The 21681-nt window shown below is 58.1% G+C and carries 20 protein-coding genes and 1 pseudogene; 9 read left to right on the top strand and 12 right to left on the bottom strand.

Annotation, left to right across the window (positions count from 1 at the left end):
- Positions 1-46: 46 nt before the first annotated feature.
- Positions 47-436 (bottom strand): cupin domain-containing protein, encoded by a 390-nt coding sequence (locus tag H4P12_RS06150; protein WP_246448986.1) that lies wholly within the window; start codon positions 434-436, stop codon positions 47-49.
- 127 nt (positions 437-563) lie between these two features.
- Here H4P12_RS06150 and hslV point away from each other — a divergent pair, with 127 nt between their 5' ends.
- The 3 genes from hslV to H4P12_RS06135 all read left to right on the top strand — a co-directional run bounded on the left by hslV (position 564) and on the right by H4P12_RS06135 (position 2743).
- A complete protein-coding gene (gene hslV, locus H4P12_RS06145) occupies positions 564-1121 on the top strand; it encodes an ATP-dependent protease subunit HslV (protein WP_187792800.1) in 558 nt (185 codons plus the stop codon).
- 84 nt (positions 1122-1205) lie between these two features.
- The gene (gene hslU / locus H4P12_RS06140; protein WP_187792799.1) at positions 1206-2507 is read left to right on the top strand and encodes an ATP-dependent protease ATPase subunit HslU; all 1302 of its coding nucleotides are present in this window, start codon (positions 1206-1208) and stop codon (positions 2505-2507) included.
- Positions 2508-2563: 56 nt separating this feature from the next.
- Positions 2564-2743: a PLDc N-terminal domain-containing protein gene (locus H4P12_RS06135; RefSeq protein WP_187792798.1), complete on the top strand. Its 180-nt coding sequence runs from the start codon at positions 2564-2566 to the stop codon at positions 2741-2743.
- A 478-nt stretch (positions 2744-3221) separates the two neighbouring features.
- Here H4P12_RS06135 and H4P12_RS06130 read toward each other — a convergent pair whose 3' ends face one another.
- Positions 3222-3815 carry a Smr/MutS family protein gene (locus tag H4P12_RS06130; RefSeq protein ID WP_187792797.1) on the bottom strand — a complete coding sequence of 198 codons (594 nt, stop codon included), beginning with the start codon at positions 3813-3815 and terminating at the stop codon, positions 3222-3224.
- A complete protein-coding gene (locus H4P12_RS06125; RefSeq protein WP_187792796.1) occupies positions 3815-4474 on the bottom strand; it encodes a Tim44/TimA family putative adaptor protein in 660 nt (219 codons plus the stop codon). The genes H4P12_RS06130 and H4P12_RS06125 overlap by 1 nt, the downstream gene beginning before the upstream one ends.
- Positions 4475-4585: 111 nt before the next feature.
- Here H4P12_RS06125 and H4P12_RS06120 point away from each other — a divergent pair, with 111 nt between their 5' ends.
- The 3 genes and pseudogenes from H4P12_RS06120 to H4P12_RS06110 all read left to right on the top strand — a co-directional run bounded on the left by H4P12_RS06120 (position 4586) and on the right by H4P12_RS06110 (position 6337).
- A complete protein-coding gene (locus H4P12_RS06120) occupies positions 4586-5113 on the top strand; it encodes an FxsA family protein (RefSeq protein ID WP_187792795.1) in 528 nt (175 codons plus the stop codon).
- Between the two features lie 79 nt (positions 5114-5192).
- A complete protein-coding gene (gene secB, locus H4P12_RS06115) occupies positions 5193-5714 on the top strand; it encodes a protein-export chaperone SecB (RefSeq protein WP_187792794.1) in 522 nt (173 codons plus the stop codon).
- Between the two features lie 6 nt (positions 5715-5720).
- Positions 5721-6337, top strand: a pseudogene (locus H4P12_RS06110) (HD domain-containing protein).
- A gap of 35 nt (positions 6338-6372) precedes the next feature.
- Here the strand turns inward: H4P12_RS06110 and H4P12_RS06105 are convergent.
- The 3 genes from H4P12_RS06105 to H4P12_RS06095 form a co-directional block, all read right to left on the bottom strand.
- Positions 6373-6684 (bottom strand): H-NS histone family protein, encoded by a 312-nt coding sequence (locus H4P12_RS06105; protein ID WP_187792792.1) that lies wholly within the window; start codon positions 6682-6684, stop codon positions 6373-6375.
- 79 nt (positions 6685-6763) lie between these two features.
- Entirely contained in the window at positions 6764-7321 is a 558-nt protein-coding gene (locus H4P12_RS06100; protein ID WP_187792790.1) for an ActR/PrrA/RegA family redox response regulator transcription factor, read from the bottom strand.
- A 63-nt stretch (positions 7322-7384) separates the two neighbouring features.
- Entirely contained in the window at positions 7385-8017 is a 633-nt protein-coding gene (locus tag H4P12_RS06095; protein WP_343069773.1) for an SCO family protein, read from the bottom strand.
- Between the two features lie 88 nt (positions 8018-8105).
- Between H4P12_RS06095 and H4P12_RS06090 the strand changes: the two genes are divergently transcribed.
- Positions 8106-9425, top strand: a complete 1320-nt coding sequence (locus H4P12_RS06090; RefSeq protein ID WP_187792781.1) for an ActS/PrrB/RegB family redox-sensitive histidine kinase — start codon at positions 8106-8108, stop codon at positions 9423-9425.
- Positions 9426-9841: 416 nt separating this feature from the next.
- Positions 9842-11089 carry a PAS-domain containing protein gene (locus tag H4P12_RS06085; RefSeq protein WP_187792773.1) on the top strand — a complete coding sequence of 416 codons (1248 nt, stop codon included), beginning with the start codon at positions 9842-9844 and terminating at the stop codon, positions 11087-11089.
- Positions 11090-11129: 40 nt separating this feature from the next.
- On the opposite strand, the gene H4P12_RS06080 is transcribed toward H4P12_RS06085, so the two are convergent.
- The 3 genes from H4P12_RS06080 to H4P12_RS06070 all read right to left on the bottom strand — a co-directional run bounded on the left by H4P12_RS06080 (position 11130) and on the right by H4P12_RS06070 (position 18512).
- A complete protein-coding gene (locus tag H4P12_RS06080; protein WP_187792766.1) occupies positions 11130-15611 on the bottom strand; it encodes a translocation/assembly module TamB domain-containing protein in 4482 nt (1493 codons plus the stop codon).
- On the bottom strand, positions 15611-17479 hold the full coding sequence (locus tag H4P12_RS06075; protein WP_187792760.1) for an autotransporter assembly complex protein TamA: 1869 nt from the start codon (positions 17477-17479) through the stop codon (positions 15611-15613). The genes H4P12_RS06080 and H4P12_RS06075 overlap by 1 nt, the downstream gene beginning before the upstream one ends.
- Positions 17480-17582: 103 nt before the next feature.
- Positions 17583-18512, bottom strand: coding sequence for a glucokinase (locus H4P12_RS06070; protein ID WP_187792758.1), 930 nt, complete (start codon positions 18510-18512; stop codon positions 17583-17585).
- A 297-nt stretch (positions 18513-18809) separates the two neighbouring features.
- Here H4P12_RS06070 and H4P12_RS06065 point away from each other — a divergent pair, with 297 nt between their 5' ends.
- Positions 18810-19241: a hypothetical protein gene (locus H4P12_RS06065; protein WP_187792756.1), complete on the top strand. Its 432-nt coding sequence runs from the start codon at positions 18810-18812 to the stop codon at positions 19239-19241.
- Positions 19242-19243: 2 nt separating this feature from the next.
- Here the strand turns inward: H4P12_RS06065 and H4P12_RS06060 are convergent, their stop codons facing one another.
- From H4P12_RS06060 to H4P12_RS06050, 3 genes are read right to left on the bottom strand one after another with little or no spacing between them, the layout of a single operon-like run.
- Positions 19244-19984 carry an amino acid ABC transporter ATP-binding protein gene (locus tag H4P12_RS06060; protein WP_187792754.1) on the bottom strand — a complete coding sequence of 247 codons (741 nt, stop codon included), beginning with the start codon at positions 19982-19984 and terminating at the stop codon, positions 19244-19246.
- The gene (locus H4P12_RS06055) at positions 19981-20655 is read right to left on the bottom strand and encodes an amino acid ABC transporter permease (protein ID WP_187792752.1); all 675 of its coding nucleotides are present in this window, start codon (positions 20653-20655) and stop codon (positions 19981-19983) included. Before H4P12_RS06055 ends, H4P12_RS06060 begins: the two co-directional genes overlap by 4 nt.
- The gene (locus H4P12_RS06050) at positions 20655-21428 is read right to left on the bottom strand and encodes an amino acid ABC transporter substrate-binding protein (RefSeq protein WP_187792750.1); all 774 of its coding nucleotides are present in this window, start codon (positions 21426-21428) and stop codon (positions 20655-20657) included. The genes H4P12_RS06055 and H4P12_RS06050 overlap by 1 nt, the downstream gene beginning before the upstream one ends.
- Positions 21429-21681 lie beyond the last annotated feature (253 nt).

The raw sequence follows: 21681 nt of genomic DNA, 5'->3' as shown, positions 1-21681 counted from the left end.
GCCGTCACCATTGTGATCTGGCTGATCCTCCGTCAATTCCGAGCCGTCAATTCTGAGCCGTCAATTCCGGATCGTCCAGATTGGTCTGTATCCATGTCGGGTTCAGGTGAATGTCGATCGTCTCTAACCTGCCCGGCCCCAGATTGACGAACTTGTGGGGCACATCGCGCGGGCCAAGCAGAACATCGCCCTCACCCGCTTCGATCTTGCGATCGCCAATGGTATATAAAGCGCGGCCGGTGCGCAGAATGAAGATTTCATCGTAGGGATGGACGTGCCATTTTGGCCCCTGACCGGGTGTGTCATTGGCGTAAAACAAAACCGTCACATCCGTGCCCAGCGACAGCCCGTCAATGTGGCCGTGCCATTTGTCCTTACCGGACGTCCAGTCGTCGCGGGTTGCATGCCTGATCCGGGCCATAAGATCGACTGTCATCTTTCCCCCTCGGCTTTTCCGACCAGTCGGCCAATGAAGCGCAGGCTAGCGCGGCACTGCTTCCGCTTCAACGGTTGCGAAGATGGGTCCGCGACCATATCTGAACGCAAACGAATGGAGACGCTTCATGTCGGAAGATAAATTTCCTGGCTGGCACGGCACAACGATCCTGGCGGTCAGACGCGGCGGCAAGGTGGTGGTTGCCGGTGACGGTCAGGTCAGCGTCGGGCAGACGGTGATGAAGGGCACGGCACGCAAGGTGCGTCGCCTGAAACCCGGCGGGCGCGATGTCATTGTGGGCTTTGCAGGGTCGACCGCCGACGCCTTTACCCTGCTGGAGCGGCTGGAAAAGAAGCTGGAGCAGGCACCGGGGCAGTTGCAGCGCGCCTGTGTTGATCTGGCAAAGGATTGGCGAACGGATAAATATCTTCGCAATCTGGAAGCCATGCTGATCGTCACCGACGGCGACCAGATTTATGTCGTGACGGGCGCGGGCGACGTGCTGGAGCCTGAACATGACGTGGCCGCCATCGGATCGGGCGGCAACTTTGCGCTGTCTGCCGCACGCGGGCTGATGGAAAGCGATCTTGACGCAGAAGGCGTTGCCCGCAAGGCGATGGCGATTGCGGCCGATATCTGCGTCTATACCAACGGAAACCTGACGGTTGAAATTCTTGAGGCGTAAGGGGGCGCTGCCCCCTTGGTCCGTGCCGGACCTGACCCCCGGGATATTTGAACACAGAAGATAGCCAATCGAGGCAAATTGACCATGACCGACCTGACCCCCCGCGAAATCGTCTCCGAACTGGATCGTTTTATCATCGGGCAGAAGGATGCCAAGCGCGCTGTTGCCGTGGCGTTGCGCAACCGGTGGCGGCGCAAGCAGCTGGGCGACGATCTGCGCGACGAGGTTTATCCCAAGAACATCCTGATGATCGGGCCGACCGGCGTCGGCAAGACCGAGATCAGCCGCCGACTGGCGAAGCTGGCCAACGCGCCCTTCATCAAGGTCGAAGCGACCAAGTTCACCGAAGTGGGCTATGTCGGGCGCGACGTCGAACAGATCGTCCGCGATCTGGCCGATGCCGCAATGATCGACACGCGCGAGCGGATGCGCGAGGACGTCAAGGCGCGGGCGCATAAATCAGCCGAGGAGCGTGTTGTTGAAGCGCTGGCGGGTGAAAATGCGCGTGAGGGCACGCGACAGATGTTTCGGGATAAGCTGAAGCGTGGTGAGCTGGATGACACCGTGATCGAGCTGGAGGTTCAGGACACCTCGAATCCGCTGGGCATGATGGAGATACCGGGGCAGCCGGGAATGGCCGGGATGATGGATCTGTCCGGGCTGATGAAAGCCTTTGGTGGCCGTCGCGTTCGGCGCAAAGTTACGGTTGCGGAAAGCTATGAGCTGCTGATCGCAGAAGAAGCCGACAAGCTGCTGGATGACGAGGTGGTCAAGGCTGCCGCGCTGGAATCCGTGCAGGAAAACGGCATCGTCTTTATCGATGAGATCGACAAGGTCGCTGCGCGCCAGGAAGCACGGGGTGGCGATGTCAGCCGCGAAGGCGTTCAACGCGATCTGTTGCCGCTGATTGAAGGCACGACCGTCAGCACGAAATATGGACCCATCAAGACCGATCATATCCTGTTCATCGCATCCGGCGCGTTCCACGTGGCCAAGCCCAGTGACCTGCTGCCGGAATTGCAGGGTCGCTTGCCGATCCGGGTGGAACTCCGCCCGCTGACCGAGGAAGATTTCGTTCGCATCCTGACGGAAACCGATAATGCGTTGACCCGCCAATATACGGCACTGATGGCAACCGAGGGCGTTACGGTCGGATTTACCGAAGATGGCATTTCGGCGCTGGCGCGGATCGCGGCAGAGGTAAACTCGGCCGTTGAAAACATTGGCGCGCGGCGTTTGTATACCGTGATCGAGCGGGTGTTCGAGGATCTTTCCTTTGCTGCGCCAGACAAAAGCGGTGAAACGGTCAGCGTCGATGCGGCATTCGTCGAACAGCATCTGGGCGATCTGGCACGGTCAACCGACCTGTCGCGTTATGTGCTGTAGCGGAACCATAAGGCCGGCGTTACCGTTTGGCCTAGGGTAGAAAAGGAAACATCGCAATGAAATGGCTATTTGGTGTTATCGTCTTTGTGCTGGATGTCTGGGCCATCGCCTCGATCATCAACACGAATGAGACGATCGGCAAAAAGATCCTGTGGATTTTGCTGATTGCGATCCTGCCGGTCGTCGGCTTCATCATCTGGTGGTTTGCCGGACCAAAGCCGAATTACAGCGTCTGACGAGAGACATTCAGAAAGGCCCGGCATTGTCCGGGCCTTTTGCGTGCGAACCATCAGGGCGCACAGAGAGATGAGATCGGTGGTATCTGCGAACAAGACAGTGCGGAGCACTGGCTTTCCGCTGACGGTCGGGAATTTGCTTCTGAAACGCTGTTATCCTCGACCCGATTGACATGAACAAATCGCTGCCCTGAACCCGCGGCATCTGCTTAAGGGTCAGATAGTATTTCGGTAACTCTCATCTGTAGCGGATCGACACCCCGGCCTTTCCAGAATGGACCCGCCCCTTGCTTTTGGGGCCATCAAGATTCTCGAATGTGACGATCAGGGGCCGGATTTTTGATTGAAACCGTCCGTCTGCCTCTCATCAAATGCTTCCGGAAGGTAGTTTTGGGTCTCGATCAAGGGGCTGGTTGAGGTGGCTATATGCACGCTTCCTCTAAAAGGTTCAGTTTGGCAGTCATTGTGACATGCGCGTTCAACCCGGTCTTCTCAGATAGATATAATACGCGCCCTCGCCCCCGTGACGGTAGTGAGCGGCATTCACCTGTTGAACGATACTGCGAAGCGGCGGGCTGGCCAGCCAATACGGCACCTGATGGCGTAACGCACCCGGTCGGGTCGGCAAGGGACCGTGATCACCCCTGCCCTTTCCGGTGATCACCAGAACCAGCCGGTGGCCCCTGGCCTGACAGGACATGATGAAGCGGATCAGTTCCGGTTGCGCCTGCGCCAGCGTCATTCCGTGCAAGTCCAGCCGCGCCTCGGGCATCATCTTGCCTTGGGACATTCGCTTATGGGTCTTTTTGTCCATCCGCACCGGCTGGGCTGCCAATTGCTGGGCCGGGGTCGGTGCGTATTGCGGGAAGCTTGGCATCGGTAGCGCCGCTGATTCGCCAATGTCAAAGCGGGGGATCGGCTTTTTCGGGACGGGACGGGGCTTGCTATCGGATCGCAGCGACAGATCATCCGGCTTGGCAGCCCGGCTGGGATTTATCGGCGTGGTGGTTTTGGCGACGCGGGACCAGAGCGTTTGCTCTTCAGGCGTCAGGCCCCGTCGTCTGCGTGCCATCAGCTCGTCGCGACAAGCTGCCAGTTCGGATCATCCTGACCCATGCGGCGTGCAAAGGTCCAGACATCCCGCTGTTTACGCGCCGCTTTCGGATCGCCTTCGATCACGTTGCCGTCCGCATCGCGGGTCGCGGCGATCAGTTCGGCAACAAAACGGACGGACAATTCAGCGGTCCCATCTGCCTTGTCGAATTCGGCACCGGCAAGCGCGGTTTCACGGGTGCCCAGATATTGCGCCTCGACCGTCTGATGATTGGCAGCGCGGGCGTCAATGACAGACTGAAGCGCATCGGCGACCTGCTGATCCAGAAAGGCGCGAACATCGGTCAGATCGCCCTTTTCGAAGGCCATCAGGATCATTTCATAGGCGGATTTCGCACCGGACAGAAAATCACCGACAGAGAAGGAGGGTTCAGCGCGCTTCATCGCCAGCAAGGCTTCGGCAGTCGGGCTGCCAGCGTCGGTATGGTCGAAAATATCTCCGTCAATCTCATCCGCGGTGCCGTCGATGACTTCGAAACGCTCGCGCGCGGCTTCGGGCCGGTCAACCTCTTTCGGTTCGAACCCGTCGCGCGTGCCCAAGACATTGCGCAACCGCAGGATCAGAAAGATCGCGATTGCAGCCAAGGCAAGCAGTTGAAGCAACGGGCTGGAAAACATTCGTTAGGCCTCATGTGGCGAAGGGTTTGTTGGTATCTGCGTATTGCGTCATTATGTAGGGATTGGGCGGCAGCAAGTCCAGCTATCCCGCCCACACGGAGGTTATTTCACATGTGGCTTTTGGCTGTGTTTGTTCTGTTGCCGATCATCGAGATCGCATTGTTCATTCAGGTGGGCAGTGCCATCGGTTTGTGGCCAACGCTGGCGCTGGTCATTCTCAGCGCCGTTCTGGGGGTGGTTGTCATGCGCAGCCAAGGGCGCAACGCGTGGCTAGAGGCGCAACGCAGCCTGGCCGAGGTGCGTGATCCGTCGCGTCCGCTGGCCCATGGCGCAATGATCATGACGGCGGGTATACTGCTGGTCATGCCCGGTTTTCTTACGGATACCATCGGCCTGTTGCTGCTGATTCCCTTCGTGCGTAATGCCGTGATAGGCTATTTCGGGCGTCGCGTGCGGGTCACGCGTGCGCATTCCACCAGCTATGGTTATCGCCCGCCCTATGCTGACGGCGTGATCGAAGGGGACTACGTGGTCGAGGATGAGCCACCTGTAAAACGCGGCCAGATGCCCCCCGATCTGGAACCCCCGGAAGATCAACAGCCGCCGCGTTCGGGCAAGTCGGGATGGACGCAGCATTGAGGCGGCATTGAGGGCGGCATTGAGACTGAGACCGCCGCCTGATAGATAACGTTCAAATCCGGATTTACGAGGAACCATCATGGCCGAAGAAAATACACCGAACGGCGTCGAAGCCGGCGCCCAGCCGCAGGTGCGCATGCAGATTCTGGCGCAATATATTCGCGATCTTTCGTTTGAAAATGCCGTCGCCACCAAGGGCGCACCGCAAGGCGAAGTGCAACCGGAAATGACGGTTCAGGTCAGCCTGGATGCCCGCAAGCGCGGCGCCGAACATCAGTATGAAGTCATTTCGAAATTTCGCGTCACGTCGACCAACAAGGGCGATAATTCGACCATGTTTCTGGCCGAGCTGGATTACGGCGGGGTTTTCCACATCGAGGGCGTGCCAGAGGACCAGTTGCACCCGTTCCTGATGATCGAATGCCCGCGCATGTTGTTTCCGTTCGTGCGCCGCATCATTTCGGACCTGACCCGCGACGGCGGCTTCCCGCCCTTCAATATGGACCCGGTCGATTTCGTTGCCCTGTATCGCCAGGAACTTCAGCGTCGCGCCCAGGCACAGACCGAAGCGGGCGCACCAGCCGATCAGCGCCTGTCCTGATCGCGGATGGCCGCAAGCTCTCGTCGGGCCTGGCAGCGGATGTTGTCGGGCCGGCGTCTGGACCTTCTTGATCCGACGCCTTTTGACATCGAAATCTCCGACATTGCACATGGTCTGGCCTTCGTCGCCCGCTGGAACGGGCAGACGCATGGCGACTGGCCCTATTCTGTCGCCGAACATTCGTTGCTGGTCGAAGAGATATTTGCCCGGCTGAACCCGAATATCGAGACGAAATGGCGCCTCGCCGCATTGCTTCACGATGCGCCGGAATATGTCATCGGGGATATGATCTCTCCGGTGAAATCCGCATTGGGCGGAGAATATCGGGCGATGGATGAACGTCTGATGGCTGCAATCCATCGGCGATTTGGACTGCCTACGGCCCTGCCCGCCGCGATCAAGAAAAAGATCAAGATGGCAGATCGAATATCCGCGCGCTGGAATCCGTTCAAATAGCCGGATTCACAGAAAGCGAAGCCAAGCGCTTATTTCCAATTCAAAATGAACTGATTCTTTCGGTTTTGAAAATTGCATTGCGCCCCCCGGCCGAGGTGCGGGTCGCCTATTTGGACAGGTTTAATACGCTGCTCAGCAGTTTAGATGGCGTTGCCGATCGGACGTAAATTGAAAAGGCCGCCCGATATGGCGGCCTTCATAATCAGATCAAAAGATCGTCCAGATTTTTACCCTTATCAAGGTTTTCCTGAACCCATTTCGGCTTTCGCCCACGTCCGGTCCAGGTCAGCGTAGGATCCTCTGGATTCGCATATTTCGGCGCAACAGTGCCGCTGCGGCGGGTTTTGGTGCCCGTCAGCTCGGCAAGATTAAATCCATGTTCACGAGCGGCCTCTTCAATTGCGGCCAACGCCTGACGGCGCTTACGCTCTTGATACGAATTTATGGCACGATCCAGTTTTGTCCGAAGATCACGCATTTCTTTCAGCGTCATCTTGTCAAAGTCGTAGTCCATTTAGGCCATTTCCAATCTTTTCTATATTCCGTAACCAGAACCTATACGTTTAGTTAATGGCTTCAAAGGGGTGATATGTTTATCTTGGACTGCGTTTGGCAAGAATCCGCTGCAATGTGCGGCGATGCATATGTAAACGGCGTGCGGTTTCACTGACATTGCGATCACATTGTTCATAAACCCGCTGAATATGCTCCCAACGAACACGATCTGCGGACATGGGATTTTCCGGCGGCGGCGGTAATGAATCACCTATTGAAAGCAATGCCGAAGTGACGTCATTTGCATCAGCCGGTTTTGCAAGATAATCGGTCGCCCCCATTTTGACCGCCGCAACCGCCGTCGCGATTGCACCATAACCCGTCAAAACGATGATCCGGGCATCTTCACGTGCCTCGCGCAGCGCTTCGACAACGTCTAAACCATTGCCATCTTCCAGCCGCAAATCGACAACCGCATAAGCCGGGGCAAATTCGCGAATCATATCCTTGGCGGCACTGACGCTAAGCGCTGTCTGCGGGATGAATCCCCGTTTTTCCATCGCGCGAGCAAGGCGGGTGACGAACATCTCATCATCATCCACCAACAGAAGGGACGGGTCGGCCCCAAGATCCAAGGCGTTCTTCTTGTCTGTCATGTTTTGCCCTTTCACAGGCAGCTTTACGCTGCCCGAGTGGGGGAATCAAACGCAAGACGAACTTTATCCCATGGCGTTGACAAAGCAGCCCACACGTTCAGCCATCAATTCGGGTGAAACGTCGCGGGCGAAAAACTCGACCGTCTTATTCCCGGGCATAACCAAATAGGTGTTGGTCATGTGATCAACCAGATAATATTCATCATCTTCCTGATCATTCGCCCGGTAATAGTTACGCCACCCCTTGTTGACCGCTGCGATTTCCTCGTCCGTGCCGGTCAGCCCGATCATGTCTTCCGAAAACAGATCGGTGAAGTCCTTCAGAACCTCTGGCGTGTCCCGCTTGGGGTCGACGGTAATCATGACGGTCTGGACGTCCATGCCCTGATCTTTCAAAAGCGCGGCAGCGTCGGCGTTGCGGGCACTGTCCATCGGGCAGACATCGGGGCACATGGTATAGCCGAAATACAGAAGCGATGGCTTGGTAAAGACCTGCTCGGCCGAGACGCGCTGGCCGTCGTCACGCGTCAGTTGGAATTCCGTGCCAAAGCTGTCCATACCGCCTGCCACATTGCCGATCCGGCATGAGGCGAAATCCACCCCGCCGGTATCGCGCTGCGCGACATAGACCCCGCCTGCAACCAACACGATGGCCGCGGCCACACTTCCGATCACCAGTATTTTCTTGTCGGACACAACATCGCTCCCAGCTTGTCAAAGGCACGCATTGATCGCGTATTGCGGCCCACGTATCAAGGTCGCTATTGTCGCATCCGAGGTTGGTATGACCAAGCTTTCACCCGAAATCGCAACCGACAGCTTCCTCACGCCCGAGTTGGAGCCGGTTCGCCTGCGCACGTTGGTGCTGCTGCGCTGGTTCGCCATATCGGGGCAGCTTGCAGCGGTCATGGCCGCGCGTGTGATGGGGATTCAGTTCCCGATCGCGCCGGTATCGGCCCTGATCGCCGCAGCCGCCATCATGAACCTGTGGCAAATGCTGAAGCCGCAACACCGCATGTCGGCCAGTCAGACAACCTGGCAACTGACCTTCGATCTGGTCCAGATCTCGGCGCTGATGGCATTGACGGGTGGTTTGTCCAACCCCTTCGCTCTGCTGGTCCTTGCCCCGGTTATGGTGGCGGCAACTGCGCTGAACAATCGGCGGACGATCGCCCTGGGACTGGCGACTATTATCCTGATTTCGCTGGCGTCCATCCTGGCCATGCCGTTGCATGATGCCGCCGGAAATGAGCTTCGGATGGCACCGGTTCTGACCTTGGGCCATTGGGTCGCGCTGGTCATCGGGGTGGTGTTCTTTGCCAGCTATGCCCGTCGCGTATCGGCCGAGATCAATGCCACATCGACCGCCCTGTTCGCCACGCAGATGGCACTTTTGCGGGAACAACGACTGCAACATCTGGGCGGCGTCGTTGCGGCTGCCGCACATGAAATGGGAACGCCGCTGGCGACGATCAAACTGATCGCCGGCGAACTGTCGGACGAGCTGGGCGATCGGTCAGATTTGCACACCGACATGGTCGCACTTCGCGAATCCGTAGACCGCTGTGCGCAGATCCTGCGCAGTATGGGTCGTGCGGGAAAGGAAGATTTGCATCTGCGCAGCGCCCCAATCCGTGCTGTGCTGGAGGACGCCGCAAATCCCCATGCAAATAGGGGGCCTGTCGTGGAGATCCGTGGCTTTGGCCCGGAAATTCGGCGCGATCCGGGCATTATCCACGCCTTGCGTAACCTGATCCAGAACGCGGTGGATTTTGCCCGGACGCGTGTGGTCATCGAGGTCCGTTCCGGCGACGACCAGATCACCGTGACCATTCGCGACGACGGTCCCGGCTATTCGCCAGCGATGCTGGCGCGGATTGGCGATCCGTTTGTAACCAGCCGTCGAACCGGACAGCAACGGAATGGCTACGACGGAATGGGTCTTGGCTTGTTTATCGCCAAGACATTGCTGGAACGTTCGGGCGCGGCGCTGACCTTTGCCAATGGAGGGCCGGGCGCTGTCGTCACTGTCCGCTGGCAGATGGATCGCATTGGCGCTGACAGCCGCATACCGCTGGGCGAGAACCCATCATTTGATCCATAGCTTTTTAACTGTTTTTTAAATTTACTCTCCCTATGATTGATTTCAATTAACGAGGGATCGCAAAGTTGTCGCTGCAAGGTTTTTGGCTGATTTTCGTCGCAATTATTGCTGGGACAGGTTCGCTTATCGCGGCGATTCTGGTGATCCGATGGGTGGATAATCGCCGCAAGAATCGCATCGGTGCCAATCGGAAAAATCGCCTTGAGGGCGAGTTACGGCCCATAGTTTTCTTATTCAGGCGTGATCGTCTGGTTGACGCGACATCCTCGGCAAAATCGCTGCTGGATCGGACCGGTTCATCCGGTTCCGATTGGACCAGATTGATACGATGGGCGGCCCCCCGTTTTCTGAATGCAGAAGAAAAGTTACAACAAGTCTCGCGCTTCGGTCGCGTCGAGCTGAAGGGCGACACAGGCATGGGCAGCGCCAGCCTGCGCCTTGTCGCGGAAGCCGTCGATGATGGGCTTATCAGGATCAGTATTACCGATCCCGAGGCTGACGGTTCGGGCATCATCGTCGATTCGATGTCGCAGCAAGCGATGGAAGAAGAGCTGGATTTGCTGCGCCGTGCGTTGGATCAGACCCCAATGCTGGTCTGGCGTCAGGATCATGACAAACGGGTGACATGGGCAAATGCCGCCTATCTGCGTCAAGCCGAGACACAGATGAAGGCCCCGGTGTCATGGCCTCTGCCAAAACTCATGGAGCCACCGGCCCCTGTGCCCGGTGGTGGCACCTCTCCGGCCCGGCGCGCGTCTCTGGAGGATAATGGTGTGGTGTCATGGTATGACTGCCATACGCATAAGGTCGGCGACGAAACGACGATGCTTTTTGCGGTACCTGCCGATGCCGCGGTCCGTGCCGAACGCAGCCTGCGAGAATTCGTTCAGACGCTGACGAAAACCTTTGCGGATCTGCCCATCGGCCTGGCCATCTTTGACCGCGAACGGCATTTGCAGCTTTTCAACCCGTCACTGATCGACCTGACCGGCCTGTCCGCCGGTTTTCTGACGGCGCGCCCTACCCTTTTCGACTTTCTGGACAAGCTGCGAGAGCTTCGGATGGTCCCCGAACCCAAGGATTACCGCCATTGGCGTCAGCAGATGGCAAACCTGGAAAACGCGGCGACAACCGGACGTCATGTCGAAACATGGTCCCTGCCCGGCGGTCAGACCTATCGCGTCACCGGCCGTCCACATCCTGACGGAGCGGTTGCGTTCCTGTTTGAAGACATCACCTCGGAAATATCCCTGACCCGCAAGTTCCGGGCGGAATTGTCGCTGGGCACGAATGTCCTGGATGGAATCGAGGACGCGCTGATCGTCTTTGCCCCGGGGGATCAGGTCATCATGACAAACCAGGCTTATCGCGATCTTTGGGGCCAACCTACGGCGTCGATGAGTGCGTCATTGGGCGCGTGGCAACAACAGATCGAACCCGGACCGGGCTTTACCGCCCTGCAGGAACGCCTGGCCGCCAACCCGGACGGTGCCGTGCGGGACAATGGTGTGATGTTCGGGCCGAATCGCCAGCTTTTGCAATGGTCCGTCTCGCCGTTGGGCGTCGGGCGTCAGATGGTTCGTTTCCGTAGCTCTGATTTGCCCATTCAGGCAGATGATACATTTGAGTTGCAGGCATTGGCCGCGGTGGTCAGGACAGGCTGAACTCAGCCCGCCCGCTTCGCCAGCCCGCCCGCTTCGGCCGTCAATAATCACGCTCGAAGAACAGCCCGATCGAACTGTCGCCGTCGCTTCCCACCGACCCGCGCGCTCGCAAGCTATCTGAAATATCCAGATTCAGGTTGATCGCGCTTTTGCCATCATCCCCGACAGACACATCGGTATAAACGTTATCGCTGATATATTTACCGGCGCGCAATTGCACGTTGCCGTCGTCATCCGTTGCAAGATCCAGATCATCCAGCCCCATCCGGCTGCGCAGATTGCCGATGACGCCGATACCGCCACGCCCCGCCAAAACGGCCACGGCATTGGCAAGCTGCGCGGCTTGCAAAGCGCTGATATTGTCCAGACCCCGTCCAAACAAAAGCTGCGACAACACCTCTTCTTCCGGCATTTCGGGCGACGACTGGAAGTTGATATCGGGATTGCGAACCTCTCCGTCGATGATGATCCGCGTGGTTATCCCGTCATTGTTGGATTCCGCCACCAATCGGATCACGGGGATCATGCTGCCTTGCAGTTCCACCAACCCTTCGGTCAGATCAAAGCGCTTGCCCAGAAGATCCACCCTGCCCCGGATCAGCTCCAAATGTCCGATCGGGATGACGTTCCGGGTCGTGCCCCGAACCTGCAGGGTTCCGCCAAGTTCTGCATCGACGCCCCGCCCGCGCACAAAGACCTGCTGCGGCGCGTTGATGAAGAGATCCAGGCGGGGTGGCGCGGATGGCGGGGTTGACGGCGGCGCGGCCATGCCTGCGTCGATTGACGCCTGACTGGGATATTCCTCCAGACCGGCCTTGGCTCGGGTTGCGCGGACAGGCCGCGTATCACCGATATGTTCGATGTCCAGAATTTCCTTGGCCCCGCCAAATCCGGTCGAGGGAATCCGAAACTCGGTCGTGCCCAGATCGATCCGGCCAGAAATCAGCGGACCCGAGGCGTTGTTGCCAACCATCGTCAGGCGTCCGTTGATTTCGGTCTCATACAGATTTGGATCACGCGCGATCACGCCGTCCAGAATAATCACCAGATCAAGCGCGGTGCCATTGTTCAGATCGACAGGTCCGGTCACTTCGATCCGACCCCCGGCCTCGACCTGACCGGCGGCGTTGACCATGATCCTGCCACCGTTCAGATCGGCCGTCGCGTTCAATCCCTCGATCGCGATCCCGGCCCCCGGATCGGAAATGCTGGCATTCGTCAGCTCAACGCGACCCGACAGGGCATTCAATGATGGCCTGCCATTCAGGCGCAGATCAAGCCTGACCGGCCCTTGGATACTGCGCGTCCGAAGCGAGCTGTTCGCGATCGACGCATTACCAGTCCCCGTGATCGCAAGATCGGCGGTCGAAAAATCGCGCGCAGCGGTGCCCGCGATATTCAATCGTGTATCGCCGGGGGCGGTCGTATTCAGATCGACGATGAAACGGCTGCCATCTTCACGAACCGTTCCGTCAACCTCTACGGGGCCGGGAAATTCAGGTTTCAACAGCGCCAGATCTGACAGGCGTGCGGCGACATTCATGCCGCTTGTCGTATCGCCGTCTGCCCGAACCTGAAGTTGCGGGTTCTCTACGATCAGGCGCTGCACCGAAATGCCGGTTTCGCCTTGCGTCGCGGCGACATCGAATGTGGTCCTGCCCGCCAGCAGCGCATCCGCCTGCGCCTGCCTGACCGAAAGACCATTCGCCTGTCCCTTCGCCGTAATCCGGCGCGTGCCGTCTTCCTCGATCAGATGCGCGTCGGCTGTCACCGCGCCACTGATTCCATTGCCCAGAAACCGCAGATCCTGCGCATCCAGATGCGCGGTCACGTCACTTTGCCCACCCCCGACCCGGCCTGTTGCGGTCGCTGCCAGTCGCGGGTTTTCCACCTGCGCCTGTTCGATGATAAAGACGCCATCCTGTTCGGCTCCAACCACCGTCAGGCGCGTTTCGCCGGCCAATGCGCCATCAATCTGCGCCTGACCAAATGCCAGATCGCGCCCGGTTCCGGTCAGTTCCAGCCGACGTTGTCCTTGGGCCGCTTCCTTGAAGCTGGCATCAGCCCGCAGTGAACCGCGCCATCCCGGCCCCATGAACGCGAAAGAGCGGATATCGACATTGGCAGTCACATCGGTGACGCCGTCACCATAGACACCCTGTGCCGTCGCGTTCATCTGATCATTGGTCATCTGGACGTCACGCAGCGTAATCACGCCGCCTTTTTCTTCGGCCTGAACAGTCAGTTTCGTTTCGCCCGTCAGGGTGCCCGCCGCATTCTTTTGACCCAGACTAAGATTGGAACCGGTGCCTGTCAGATCGATGAACCGCGTCCCGTCCCGCTCGGTCAGCTTGGCCTGCGCCTGAAAGCCACCCGTCCACGCGCTTTGCAGAACAGACAAATCCGGCACCGCAAAATTCGTGGTCGCGTCAAGCGTGCCCTGCGTAAACCGCCCCTCGCCCGAGGCATTAAGCTGCGGATTGGAAAGGCTGAATGTTTTCAGTGTGAAGCCTTCGTTCGATTGCTGGGCTGCTGCGTTCAGTTCCGTTCGGCCCTGCAACGCATTGTCCAGCATATCAATTCCAAGTCGCAGATCGGTCGCTTGCCCATCGATCGTCAAACGGCGCTGGCCATCCGGCCCGGTCAGCTTGGCCTCGGCCAGGAGCTCGCCCGAAAAATCCGGATCCGCGCCTTCCAGGGAGGGCATGGAAATCGTGGCGGTGACATCGCTGGCATCGCTGTTCAGGAAACCTTTTGCTTCGGCCGTCAGGCGTTCGGCATTCACGGTCAAGTGGTCCAACTCGATCCCGCGTTCATCGCGGCGGGCGGCAAGCTCGATCGTCGATTCACCAGATAGCAGGCGGTCCACCTGATCTTGATCCATCGAAATGTCGTTGCCGGTCACCGTGGCGTCGATATCAAAGCCACGCGTTAGCATGACGTAATACCCCATCAACGCCACATCGGCCCGACCGGTCATCTTCCGACCCGATATTGTCGAAAGCCGCGACAGATCGTCATAGCGGGCATTGGTTTCCAGCGACAAGGTGATACCGCTGCCCAGACCAGAGACCAGAAAATACCCCGTCATACCGTAATCGGTGCCGTCGATGCGCAGGTTGGAAAATTCAACGGCATTGCCGGGCGTGAAATCGAAATCGGATGAGCCGCGAATCTCATTGCCGACAGCGTCGCGCAGACCGGGATCGGTAAAGGCAATCTCGGTGCCGCCGAACTGGATGTTGCCGGTAATCCCTTCCAGCGCACCGCCATTCAGCGCAACCTCGCCCGCGCCGTTCAGATCCAGTGATCCGATCTGCGTTGCCGTCATGTTCAGCTGGCCGACATTTCCCGTCAGCTTCCAGCCGGACCCTTTGCTGGCATCATATTCCAGCGTCACGCGACCGGTTTCGACCGTGGCGCCATCGCCGGCAAAGGGCAGGGCGACCGGCACTTCCGTTGCACCAGCGTCGCGACCCAGTGTGATCAGCATATTCGCGCTTTGTGGTGCGCCCTGATCGTTTGTGGACAGCGACCCATCCATGGACAAGGCTTCGGTTGAAATCGTTAGTTCCGGAATTTCCATCCGGCCGCTTTCGCCACGCCATCCCTGGGCCTTCAGCTGTGTATTGGTGCCAAAGAATGCGCGATTATCGGGGCTTAGCAGCGATGCGACGTCTCCGCCCAGATTGAAGTTGAATTGCGTGCCGGGCGATCCGTCCGGACCATTTGCACCAGTCGCACTGATCTGACCGGTGATACGTGGCTGTCCGTCGGTGGCCAGTTCGATATTGGCAACGAAATCTGTGATCGCGCCCTCGCCGCTGATGGTCGCGTCAACCGAAGGCTTGCCATAAAGATCAACCATATTGACAAGGATACCGTCCGCATCTTCGTCAAGATTGAGGTTCAGCTTCAGGATCTTGGTCGAGTTTGAATAGCCCGTATCCAGAACGAACTCACCGCGCGGGCCGTCAAGGCGCTGAATGTTCATCTGCGCGTGACCTTCGCCACCGTCAAGGTTCATGCTGCCATCAACGGAAATGGCACCCGCAACACCAATGACGGGTTCGCCAAGCTGAACCCGCTGGGCAGTAATCTTGTCGATATTCAGCGATACCGGCAGTTCGGGCAGCGCAAATTCGCGGGTTTCGGCCTGTGGGACCTCATCGCCGGCGCCCGGCAGACGGGGCAGCAGAATTTCTTCGGCGGACAATTCGGCGATCTGCACACGGCCCCGCAACAAGGCCGAGCGCGTCCATTGAATCGCACCGTTATTCAACGTCAGCCAGACCCCGTCGTCATCCGAAATCGTGATCCTGTCAAAGGTCGCGCGCGATGATAGCGCGCCTTCGAAACCATCAATCACCACCGAACGCCCCGCGCCCGACAGGTTTCGTTCCAGCAAGTTGGTCAGGAAGCCACGGTCGTCATCGACCTGTTCAGAAATCTCGGCAGCGCTTTGCGCCCAGACCATTGCGGGGAACAGAAGAGAGAATAATACCAGCCAGATCTTACGCATCAGAATGCCTGCCCCAAGCCCAGGTAAAGCTGAACACCCTCGCCCGTATCGCCGCCCGTCGGGCCAGCGACATCAAGGCGCAGCGGACCGATCGGCGTCGCATAGCGAACACCAACACCCGCACCCGAATGCCAGTCGCTTTCGCCTGACCAGCCATCCTCGGTCCATAATTTTCCATAATCGGCAAAGACGACAAGGCCGATCCTTTCGCGAACCTGCCAACGGAACTCGGTGCTAAGGTTCGCCTCACTCATCCCGCCCGTCTTGATCGGCCCGTTCGGCCCCTGAATTTCCTCGACGCCCAGCGATTCATAGGGCTGGCCCCGCACGGTCCCGCCGCCGCCCGAAAAGAACAGGTAATCGCGCGGCGTATCTTCGATATTGGGGCCAAGCACGCTGCCCGCACGGGCACGACCCGCCAGGGTGAAGCGGTCATCCATGCCCAGCGAATAGTATCCACGTGCCTCACCAACCACGCGAGAGCCGGAACCTGTGCCGTCAAACCCTTTGAAAGGCTTCACATCGCCGGTCAGATAATAGCCGTTCTTCGGGTCTTTTTCATTGTCGCGACGATCCCACATGACCGCCATCGGAAACGCCAGAACATTGAAGTCCGTTTCACCCAGATCATCATAAACACGGGAAAATTCATACATCATCCCGATGTCGAAGGTGAATTTGTCGTTGAAGATGTGGTTGAAGCCGATGCCGATCGCGCCGTTATCCGAATCGTAATCCTCTTCCCGCATCCGCGCGATCGAGGCTTCCAGATAGGCGGTCGTGTCGGGCGTGATGGTCGCCGGGCGATCCAGACGGGCGGTCAGTTCCTCGTCCCGACCGCTGGTGTCTGATCCGATATCCTGAACCTGCGCATCAAATCGCAACCGCTCGCCACCACCAAGCAGGTTACGATGCATCCAATAGGCCGACAGCAGCGTGCCATCGGTGGTCGAAATCTCAAAGCCTGCGCCGATGCGGCGGGGCTTTTGCTCTACCACGGTCAGGTTCACATCCATCGTATTGCCAGGGCCAAGCTGATCGGCCTCTTCCAGGGTGATCGCGGAAAACACGCCTGTGCGGCGCAGGCGCTTGCGGACATCCTCGATCTCTTCGGGGTCGAAACGCCGTCCCTCGGGCAGACCGGCGATCTTGTGCAGACGGCGGGTGCTGAGCCGCTGGTTTCCGGTCGAGTTCAGGCGGCCAAAAGTCACGACCGGACCGGGTGCCATCCCGATCTGGCTATCGACGGTATTCTGATTGTGGTCGGCCACGATATGCTGGGATGAGACGTCGGCCTTGGCATGACCATAATTCCGCCATCCATCGCGCGCTGCATTGGCTGCCGATTTGATGGTTCCGGTGCCGGCGATTTGACCGCGTTGATATTTATCCGAAATTTCGCTGTCTGGCGCCACCGGACCAATTTCGGCCCGCGAAAACTTGAATTGCGGGCCGGTATCGATCCGGACCACGACATTTTTGACGACATCGGGCGCGTCCAGCGGCGCAACCTCGGCCGCTTCGACACCGTCCAGCTGGATATAGATCAGCGCGGAATAATAGCCCTCATCGTAAAGCGCGCCCAATATCCGGGCGTAATCCGCGCGTGCCGCGGCCAGAATATCCTGACCTGTGGTCCGGTCTTCATCCAACGCCTCCTGAATCAGCGAGGTGTTTTTCAATGAGCTTTCAAGCTCGGTCCCGCCTGTGACATCGAAGGACAGCGACACCGGGCTTTCTGACTGGCTATCGCGACTGAACCAGCCCGAGATGCCTGAAAAAGGGTTCGACGAGGACTGGGCTTTGGCCGCCCCGCCAAAACCAACAGCCGTGGTCGCAACCAACGCCGCCCACAGATACGCCCGCATTTCTACTGCCCTGTATTTCTTCTTTGCCCGCATTTGAGCAGGATCAGGCTGCAGAATCCAGCAAATCGTCGAAAATTAGTAATCTTTAGCGGCGCTGTCGCATTCAGGACAACGCCTCAAGGCAGCCGTGCAGCGCGGCCATGTCGTCGCTGATCAAAAAGATCGGCGTATTTTCAGCGATATGGCGCATATAGGGTTCGGCAAGGAATGACCGTTCGAAGCGATCCATGCGTTCGGCGATACTGCGTCCAACACTACCCGCCAGGAACAACCCCTCCAATGGCATGAAGCGCATTGACAATTCGCGGCACAACAAACCTACCATATCGGTGAACAGCTCATAGGTTGCGATGGCCTCTGCCTCGCCCGCTTCGGCGGCTTTGGCGATCTCTTCGCTGCGCACGGCGGTGGTTTTGGTCCGTGCAGCGTGCAGATGCGACAGACCGCGCCCGGCAAAGGTTTCCTCGGTCGAGGTGAATTGCGCCGCAGCCTTGACCCCCATCAGATCAACAAGAATCCTGTAGATGTTTGCGGGCAGTTGGGTGTGACCCTCCTCCGCCTCCATCGCGATGATCCCGCCCGTGGGCAGGGCACGAACCGCGCAAACGTTGAATCCGGTGCCCAGACCGACGACCAGCGATTGGCCGTTCGTGATCCGATTCGCTGGCGCCTGACGAAGTTCGCGCAATCCGCCCTCGCGGCGAAGGGTGGGGGTCGCGTAGCCCAGGGCGGTCAGATCGTTGATGATCCGCACATGATCCGCATCGGTCAATCGGGCCAATCCGTCTTCGGTCATATCCCAGTCACGGTTGGTCAACCGCGCCCGCCCACCACTGACCGGACCTGCTGCAGCAACACTGGCCGACGTGACCCTTGGCTGATCGTGATCCACCAGAAACTGGCGCACAACGTCATCAAATGTCGCATAGTCGTCACCGCGATATTTGGTGACGGTCTCTGTGTCGATCACACCATTTCGCGCCAGTGCAAAACGTGCATTCGTTCCGCCCACATCCCCCAAAAGAACCGCCATCGCATTCCTCATCCCAAATGTTTGCGGTAACTATTACTTCACTCTGTTACCTAGTTCGAGGCTTCCTGATTAGTCTATCGTTAAAAAGTCGCGTCAATGGACATTTTGGGGACATTTTGGCAGGGGTCGTTTTCCAAGAAATCCGCCCCGCAGCAGATTGAAAAAATATCTTTTAAATATAATGAGTTAAACAATACATGCCTGTTCGAAAATTCGGCATCAAAGGGCGAAATCGGGAACCTGATGGGTTTTGGGACGTTTTTTCATCAGCAAATCGCAAGATGAAAGGCTGAAACCATGAACCGCACCGCAAACCGCATTGGCCGCCTTGGGATGGCTGGCAGCGTCGCGCTGCTGGTGGCGATGCCTGCTTATTCTGCCATCCGTTCGGATCAACCTGTTCAGGGCTGGTCGGCAATGGCGGGCATTGATACGGCAAGCCTGTTGCAACAAGCACAGGACATGCCGACATCGGATATGGCAGTGGGCGATCAGCCCTATTGTGCGACGGATAGCGAAATCCACCAGACTCTGACGCAGGATTTCAGCGAAAACCGTGTTGATGCCGAACAGCATGCCGGCACGGAACTGTGGGGTTCGGATCAGATGGGCACATGGACGCTTGTGGCGCCACGCAAAGACAATACCAGCTGCATCATCGCCTCGGGTATCGGCTTTGACGAACAAACCAGCGTCGAGGTGTATTACACCACTGCCGGTCTGCAGTAATTTCAGCCGACGCGGCGCAAAAAGGCCCTGGTCCGATCATCCTTTGCATTGCCGAATATCTGATCGGGCGGGCCTTGTTCGACAATTCGGCCACCATCCATGAAAATGATCCTGTCCGCGATTTCGCGGGCAAATTGCATTTCATGGGTGACGATCAGCATGGTCTGGCGCCCGTCAGCGATGCGACGGATCAGGTCCAGCACTTCACCCACCCATTCCGGGTCAAGTGCGCTGGTCGGCTCATCAAACAGCATCAGATCGGCGTCCAGAGCCATGGCGCGGCCAATGCCCACACGCTGCTGCTGTCCGCCCGACATGGCCGCCGGATAGCTGTCCCCGCGATCGGCCAGACCGATCTGCGCCAAAATCTGCTCCGCACGGGCATCGGCCTTTTCCCTGGTCCAGCCGCGCACGACGGTCAGCCCCTCGGTGATATTCTGGCGGGCGTTCTTATTGGCGAACAAGGCATAATTCTGAAACACGAAACTGGTGCGACGACGCAGGGCAAGAATGTCCTGCTTGCCTGCGCGTGCAACATCGACCGACAGATCGCCAAGGGTAATCCGACCTTCGTCAGGCCGGTCCAGAAAATTCAGGCAACGCAACAGGGTGGATTTACCGGTGCCCGACGGGCCGATGATCGCCACACGTTCACCCGGTTTCAGGGACAGATCAATCCCGTTCAGAACGACATTCTGGCCAAAACGCTTGACCAGACCTTTGACATTGATTTCGCAGCTCATCGGACCACCGCCTTTCCAAGATGCCGTTCCATCCAGCGTTGCCCGACGGACAGCACTTCAACGATGACCCAGTAGAAGATGGCGACGACAAGGAAGGTTTCGACATAAAGGAAGCTGCCGGCAGCTTCCTTTTGTGCAGCGCCCATCATTTCGGTAACGCCGAGCGTAAAGGCCAGAGAGGTGCTTTTGATGATGTCGATGAAGTAATTCATCAGCGTCGGCGCAACCGTGCGGGCAGCCTGCGGCAGGATGATCCGGCGCAAAAGCTGGATCTGGGTCATGCCGATGGATTCCGCCGCCTCCCACTGGCTGCGATCAACGCCCAGAATGGCACCGCGGATACTTTCCGCCATATAGGCCGAAAAATGCAGCGTCAGACCAAGGATTGCCGCGGTAACGCCGTCGATCTCGACCAGAAAGCTGAAAATTTGGGGCAGGCCGAAATAGAACAGGAACAACTGCACCAATAACGGCGTGCCCCGGAAGAAGCTGATGAACACCGCCACGATCCAATCCACGACCGGTATGCGCATCACGCGGATGATGGCCAGAATGGCTGCCAACACCAGCGCTGCGATCATGGAGACGACCGCCATGAACATGGTCAGCGGGACATACCCGGCAATCACCGGGATCAGGTCCAGCATATAGGCGATGTTCAGGCCTTGCATTATTCGGTCGCTGTCTCTGCTTCAGCCAGAGGCTTGGTCACATCGGTTTTCAGCCATTTCTGCGAGATTTCGGCAAGCGTGCCATCCTCTTTCAACTTGGTGATCGCGTCATTGACCTTGTCGCGCATCGCGATCCCGGCTTCGTCGTTGCGGAAGGGCAGGGCGTTCTGAATTTCGTCAAAGGGTGGTCCGGCCAATGCCAAGGGCAGCGGGCTTTCCGCAATCAGCTGACCGGACGACACGCGATCCATCACAAACGCATCCACGCGGCCAAGTGCAGTATCCTGCGCGATATTGCTTTCATAGGTGCGAATGTCGATCTCACTGGCATAGGGCAGGTTGCGCAACAATTCCTCGAAGTTGGAGCCAAGGTTGACGGCCACCGCGCGGCCTTTCAGGCTTTCGGGGCCGGTAATATCGGTCTCGTTGCCTTTCTTCACAACGACCTGCGCACCATCATAGACATAGGGCTGTGAGAAGGCGAACTTGGCCTCACGCTCGGGCGTGATGGTGATCTGGTTCGCAATGGTGTCGATCCGGTTGGATTCCAGTGCGCCGATCAGACCTGAAAACGACATGGTGACGAATTCGATGTCGTCGCCGGTCGCTTCGCCAATGGCGTTCATCAGGTCAACCTCGAATCCCTGCAACTCACCCGCACGGGTGAACGTGAAGGGGAAATACCCGCCAGACATGCCGACGCGAATGGTTTCCGCCGCTGCGGGCAGGGCGGTCGACAGTCCCAGAACCGCGGATAGGATGACGTTACGCATCACAAAAATTCCTTCTGTTATAGGCAGTTAAGTGGACTGCCCGCATCGCCCACGCAACCGGCCTGCACAAAAAAAGATGTTGTCAGGCGTCATTGTGGAACCACTGGAACAACCGTTTGACTAGAACGGCCCTTGTGGAACTTTGTTCCGGCAATCCGATGGACGCAAGTCAAATGGATTTTCAGAAGGCCGCGCAATCATTGCGCTTTTTGACAAGGTCGCGCAAAGTTCGCCGGAATCAAGGGAGGGGAAA

The organism is Paracoccus amoyensis (genome assembly GCF_014490725.1).
Classification (GTDB): domain Bacteria; phylum Pseudomonadota; class Alphaproteobacteria; order Rhodobacterales; family Rhodobacteraceae; genus Paracoccus; species Paracoccus amoyensis.
The sequence above is the reverse complement of the archived record's forward strand: the minus strand, read 5'-3'. Positions and strand labels throughout refer to the sequence as shown.

Coding starts and splice junctions, on each gene's coding strand:
- H4P12_RS06090 (WP_187792781.1), top strand. CDS start 8,106: ATGACCAAGCTTTCACCCGAAATCGCAACCGACAGCTTCCTCACGCCC.
- hslV (WP_187792800.1), top strand. CDS start 564: ATGTCGGAAGATAAATTTCCTGGCTGGCACGGCACAACGATCCTGGCG.
- H4P12_RS06135 (WP_187792798.1), top strand. CDS start 2,564: ATGAAATGGCTATTTGGTGTTATCGTCTTTGTGCTGGATGTCTGGGCC.
- hslU (WP_187792799.1), top strand. CDS start 1,206: ATGACCGACCTGACCCCCCGCGAAATCGTCTCCGAACTGGATCGTTTT.
- H4P12_RS06065 (WP_187792756.1), top strand. CDS start 18,810: ATGAACCGCACCGCAAACCGCATTGGCCGCCTTGGGATGGCTGGCAGC.
- H4P12_RS06055 (WP_187792752.1), bottom strand. CDS start 20,655: ATGCAAGGCCTGAACATCGCCTATATGCTGGACCTGATCCCGGTGATT.
- secB (WP_187792794.1), top strand. CDS start 5,193: ATGGCCGAAGAAAATACACCGAACGGCGTCGAAGCCGGCGCCCAGCCG.
- H4P12_RS06060 (WP_187792754.1), bottom strand. CDS start 19,984: ATGAGCTGCGAAATCAATGTCAAAGGTCTGGTCAAGCGTTTTGGCCAG.
- H4P12_RS06070 (WP_187792758.1), bottom strand. CDS start 18,512: ATGGCGGTTCTTTTGGGGGATGTGGGCGGAACGAATGCACGTTTTGCA.
- H4P12_RS06105 (WP_187792792.1), bottom strand. CDS start 6,684: ATGGACTACGACTTTGACAAGATGACGCTGAAAGAAATGCGTGATCTT.
- H4P12_RS06150 (WP_246448986.1), bottom strand. CDS start 436: ATGACAGTCGATCTTATGGCCCGGATCAGGCATGCAACCCGCGACGAC.
- H4P12_RS06130 (WP_187792797.1), bottom strand. CDS start 3,815: ATGGCACGCAGACGACGGGGCCTGACGCCTGAAGAGCAAACGCTCTGG.
- H4P12_RS06080 (WP_187792766.1), bottom strand. CDS start 15,611: ATGCGTAAGATCTGGCTGGTATTATTCTCTCTTCTGTTCCCCGCAATG.
- H4P12_RS06125 (WP_187792796.1), bottom strand. CDS start 4,474: ATGTTTTCCAGCCCGTTGCTTCAACTGCTTGCCTTGGCTGCAATCGCG.
- H4P12_RS06100 (WP_187792790.1), bottom strand. CDS start 7,321: ATGACAGACAAGAAGAACGCCTTGGATCTTGGGGCCGACCCGTCCCTT.
- H4P12_RS06085 (WP_187792773.1), top strand. CDS start 9,842: ATGGGCAGCGCCAGCCTGCGCCTTGTCGCGGAAGCCGTCGATGATGGG.
- H4P12_RS06075 (WP_187792760.1), bottom strand. CDS start 17,479: ATGCGGGCGTATCTGTGGGCGGCGTTGGTTGCGACCACGGCTGTTGGT.
- H4P12_RS06120 (WP_187792795.1), top strand. CDS start 4,586: ATGTGGCTTTTGGCTGTGTTTGTTCTGTTGCCGATCATCGAGATCGCA.
- H4P12_RS06050 (WP_187792750.1), bottom strand. CDS start 21,428: ATGCGTAACGTCATCCTATCCGCGGTTCTGGGACTGTCGACCGCCCTG.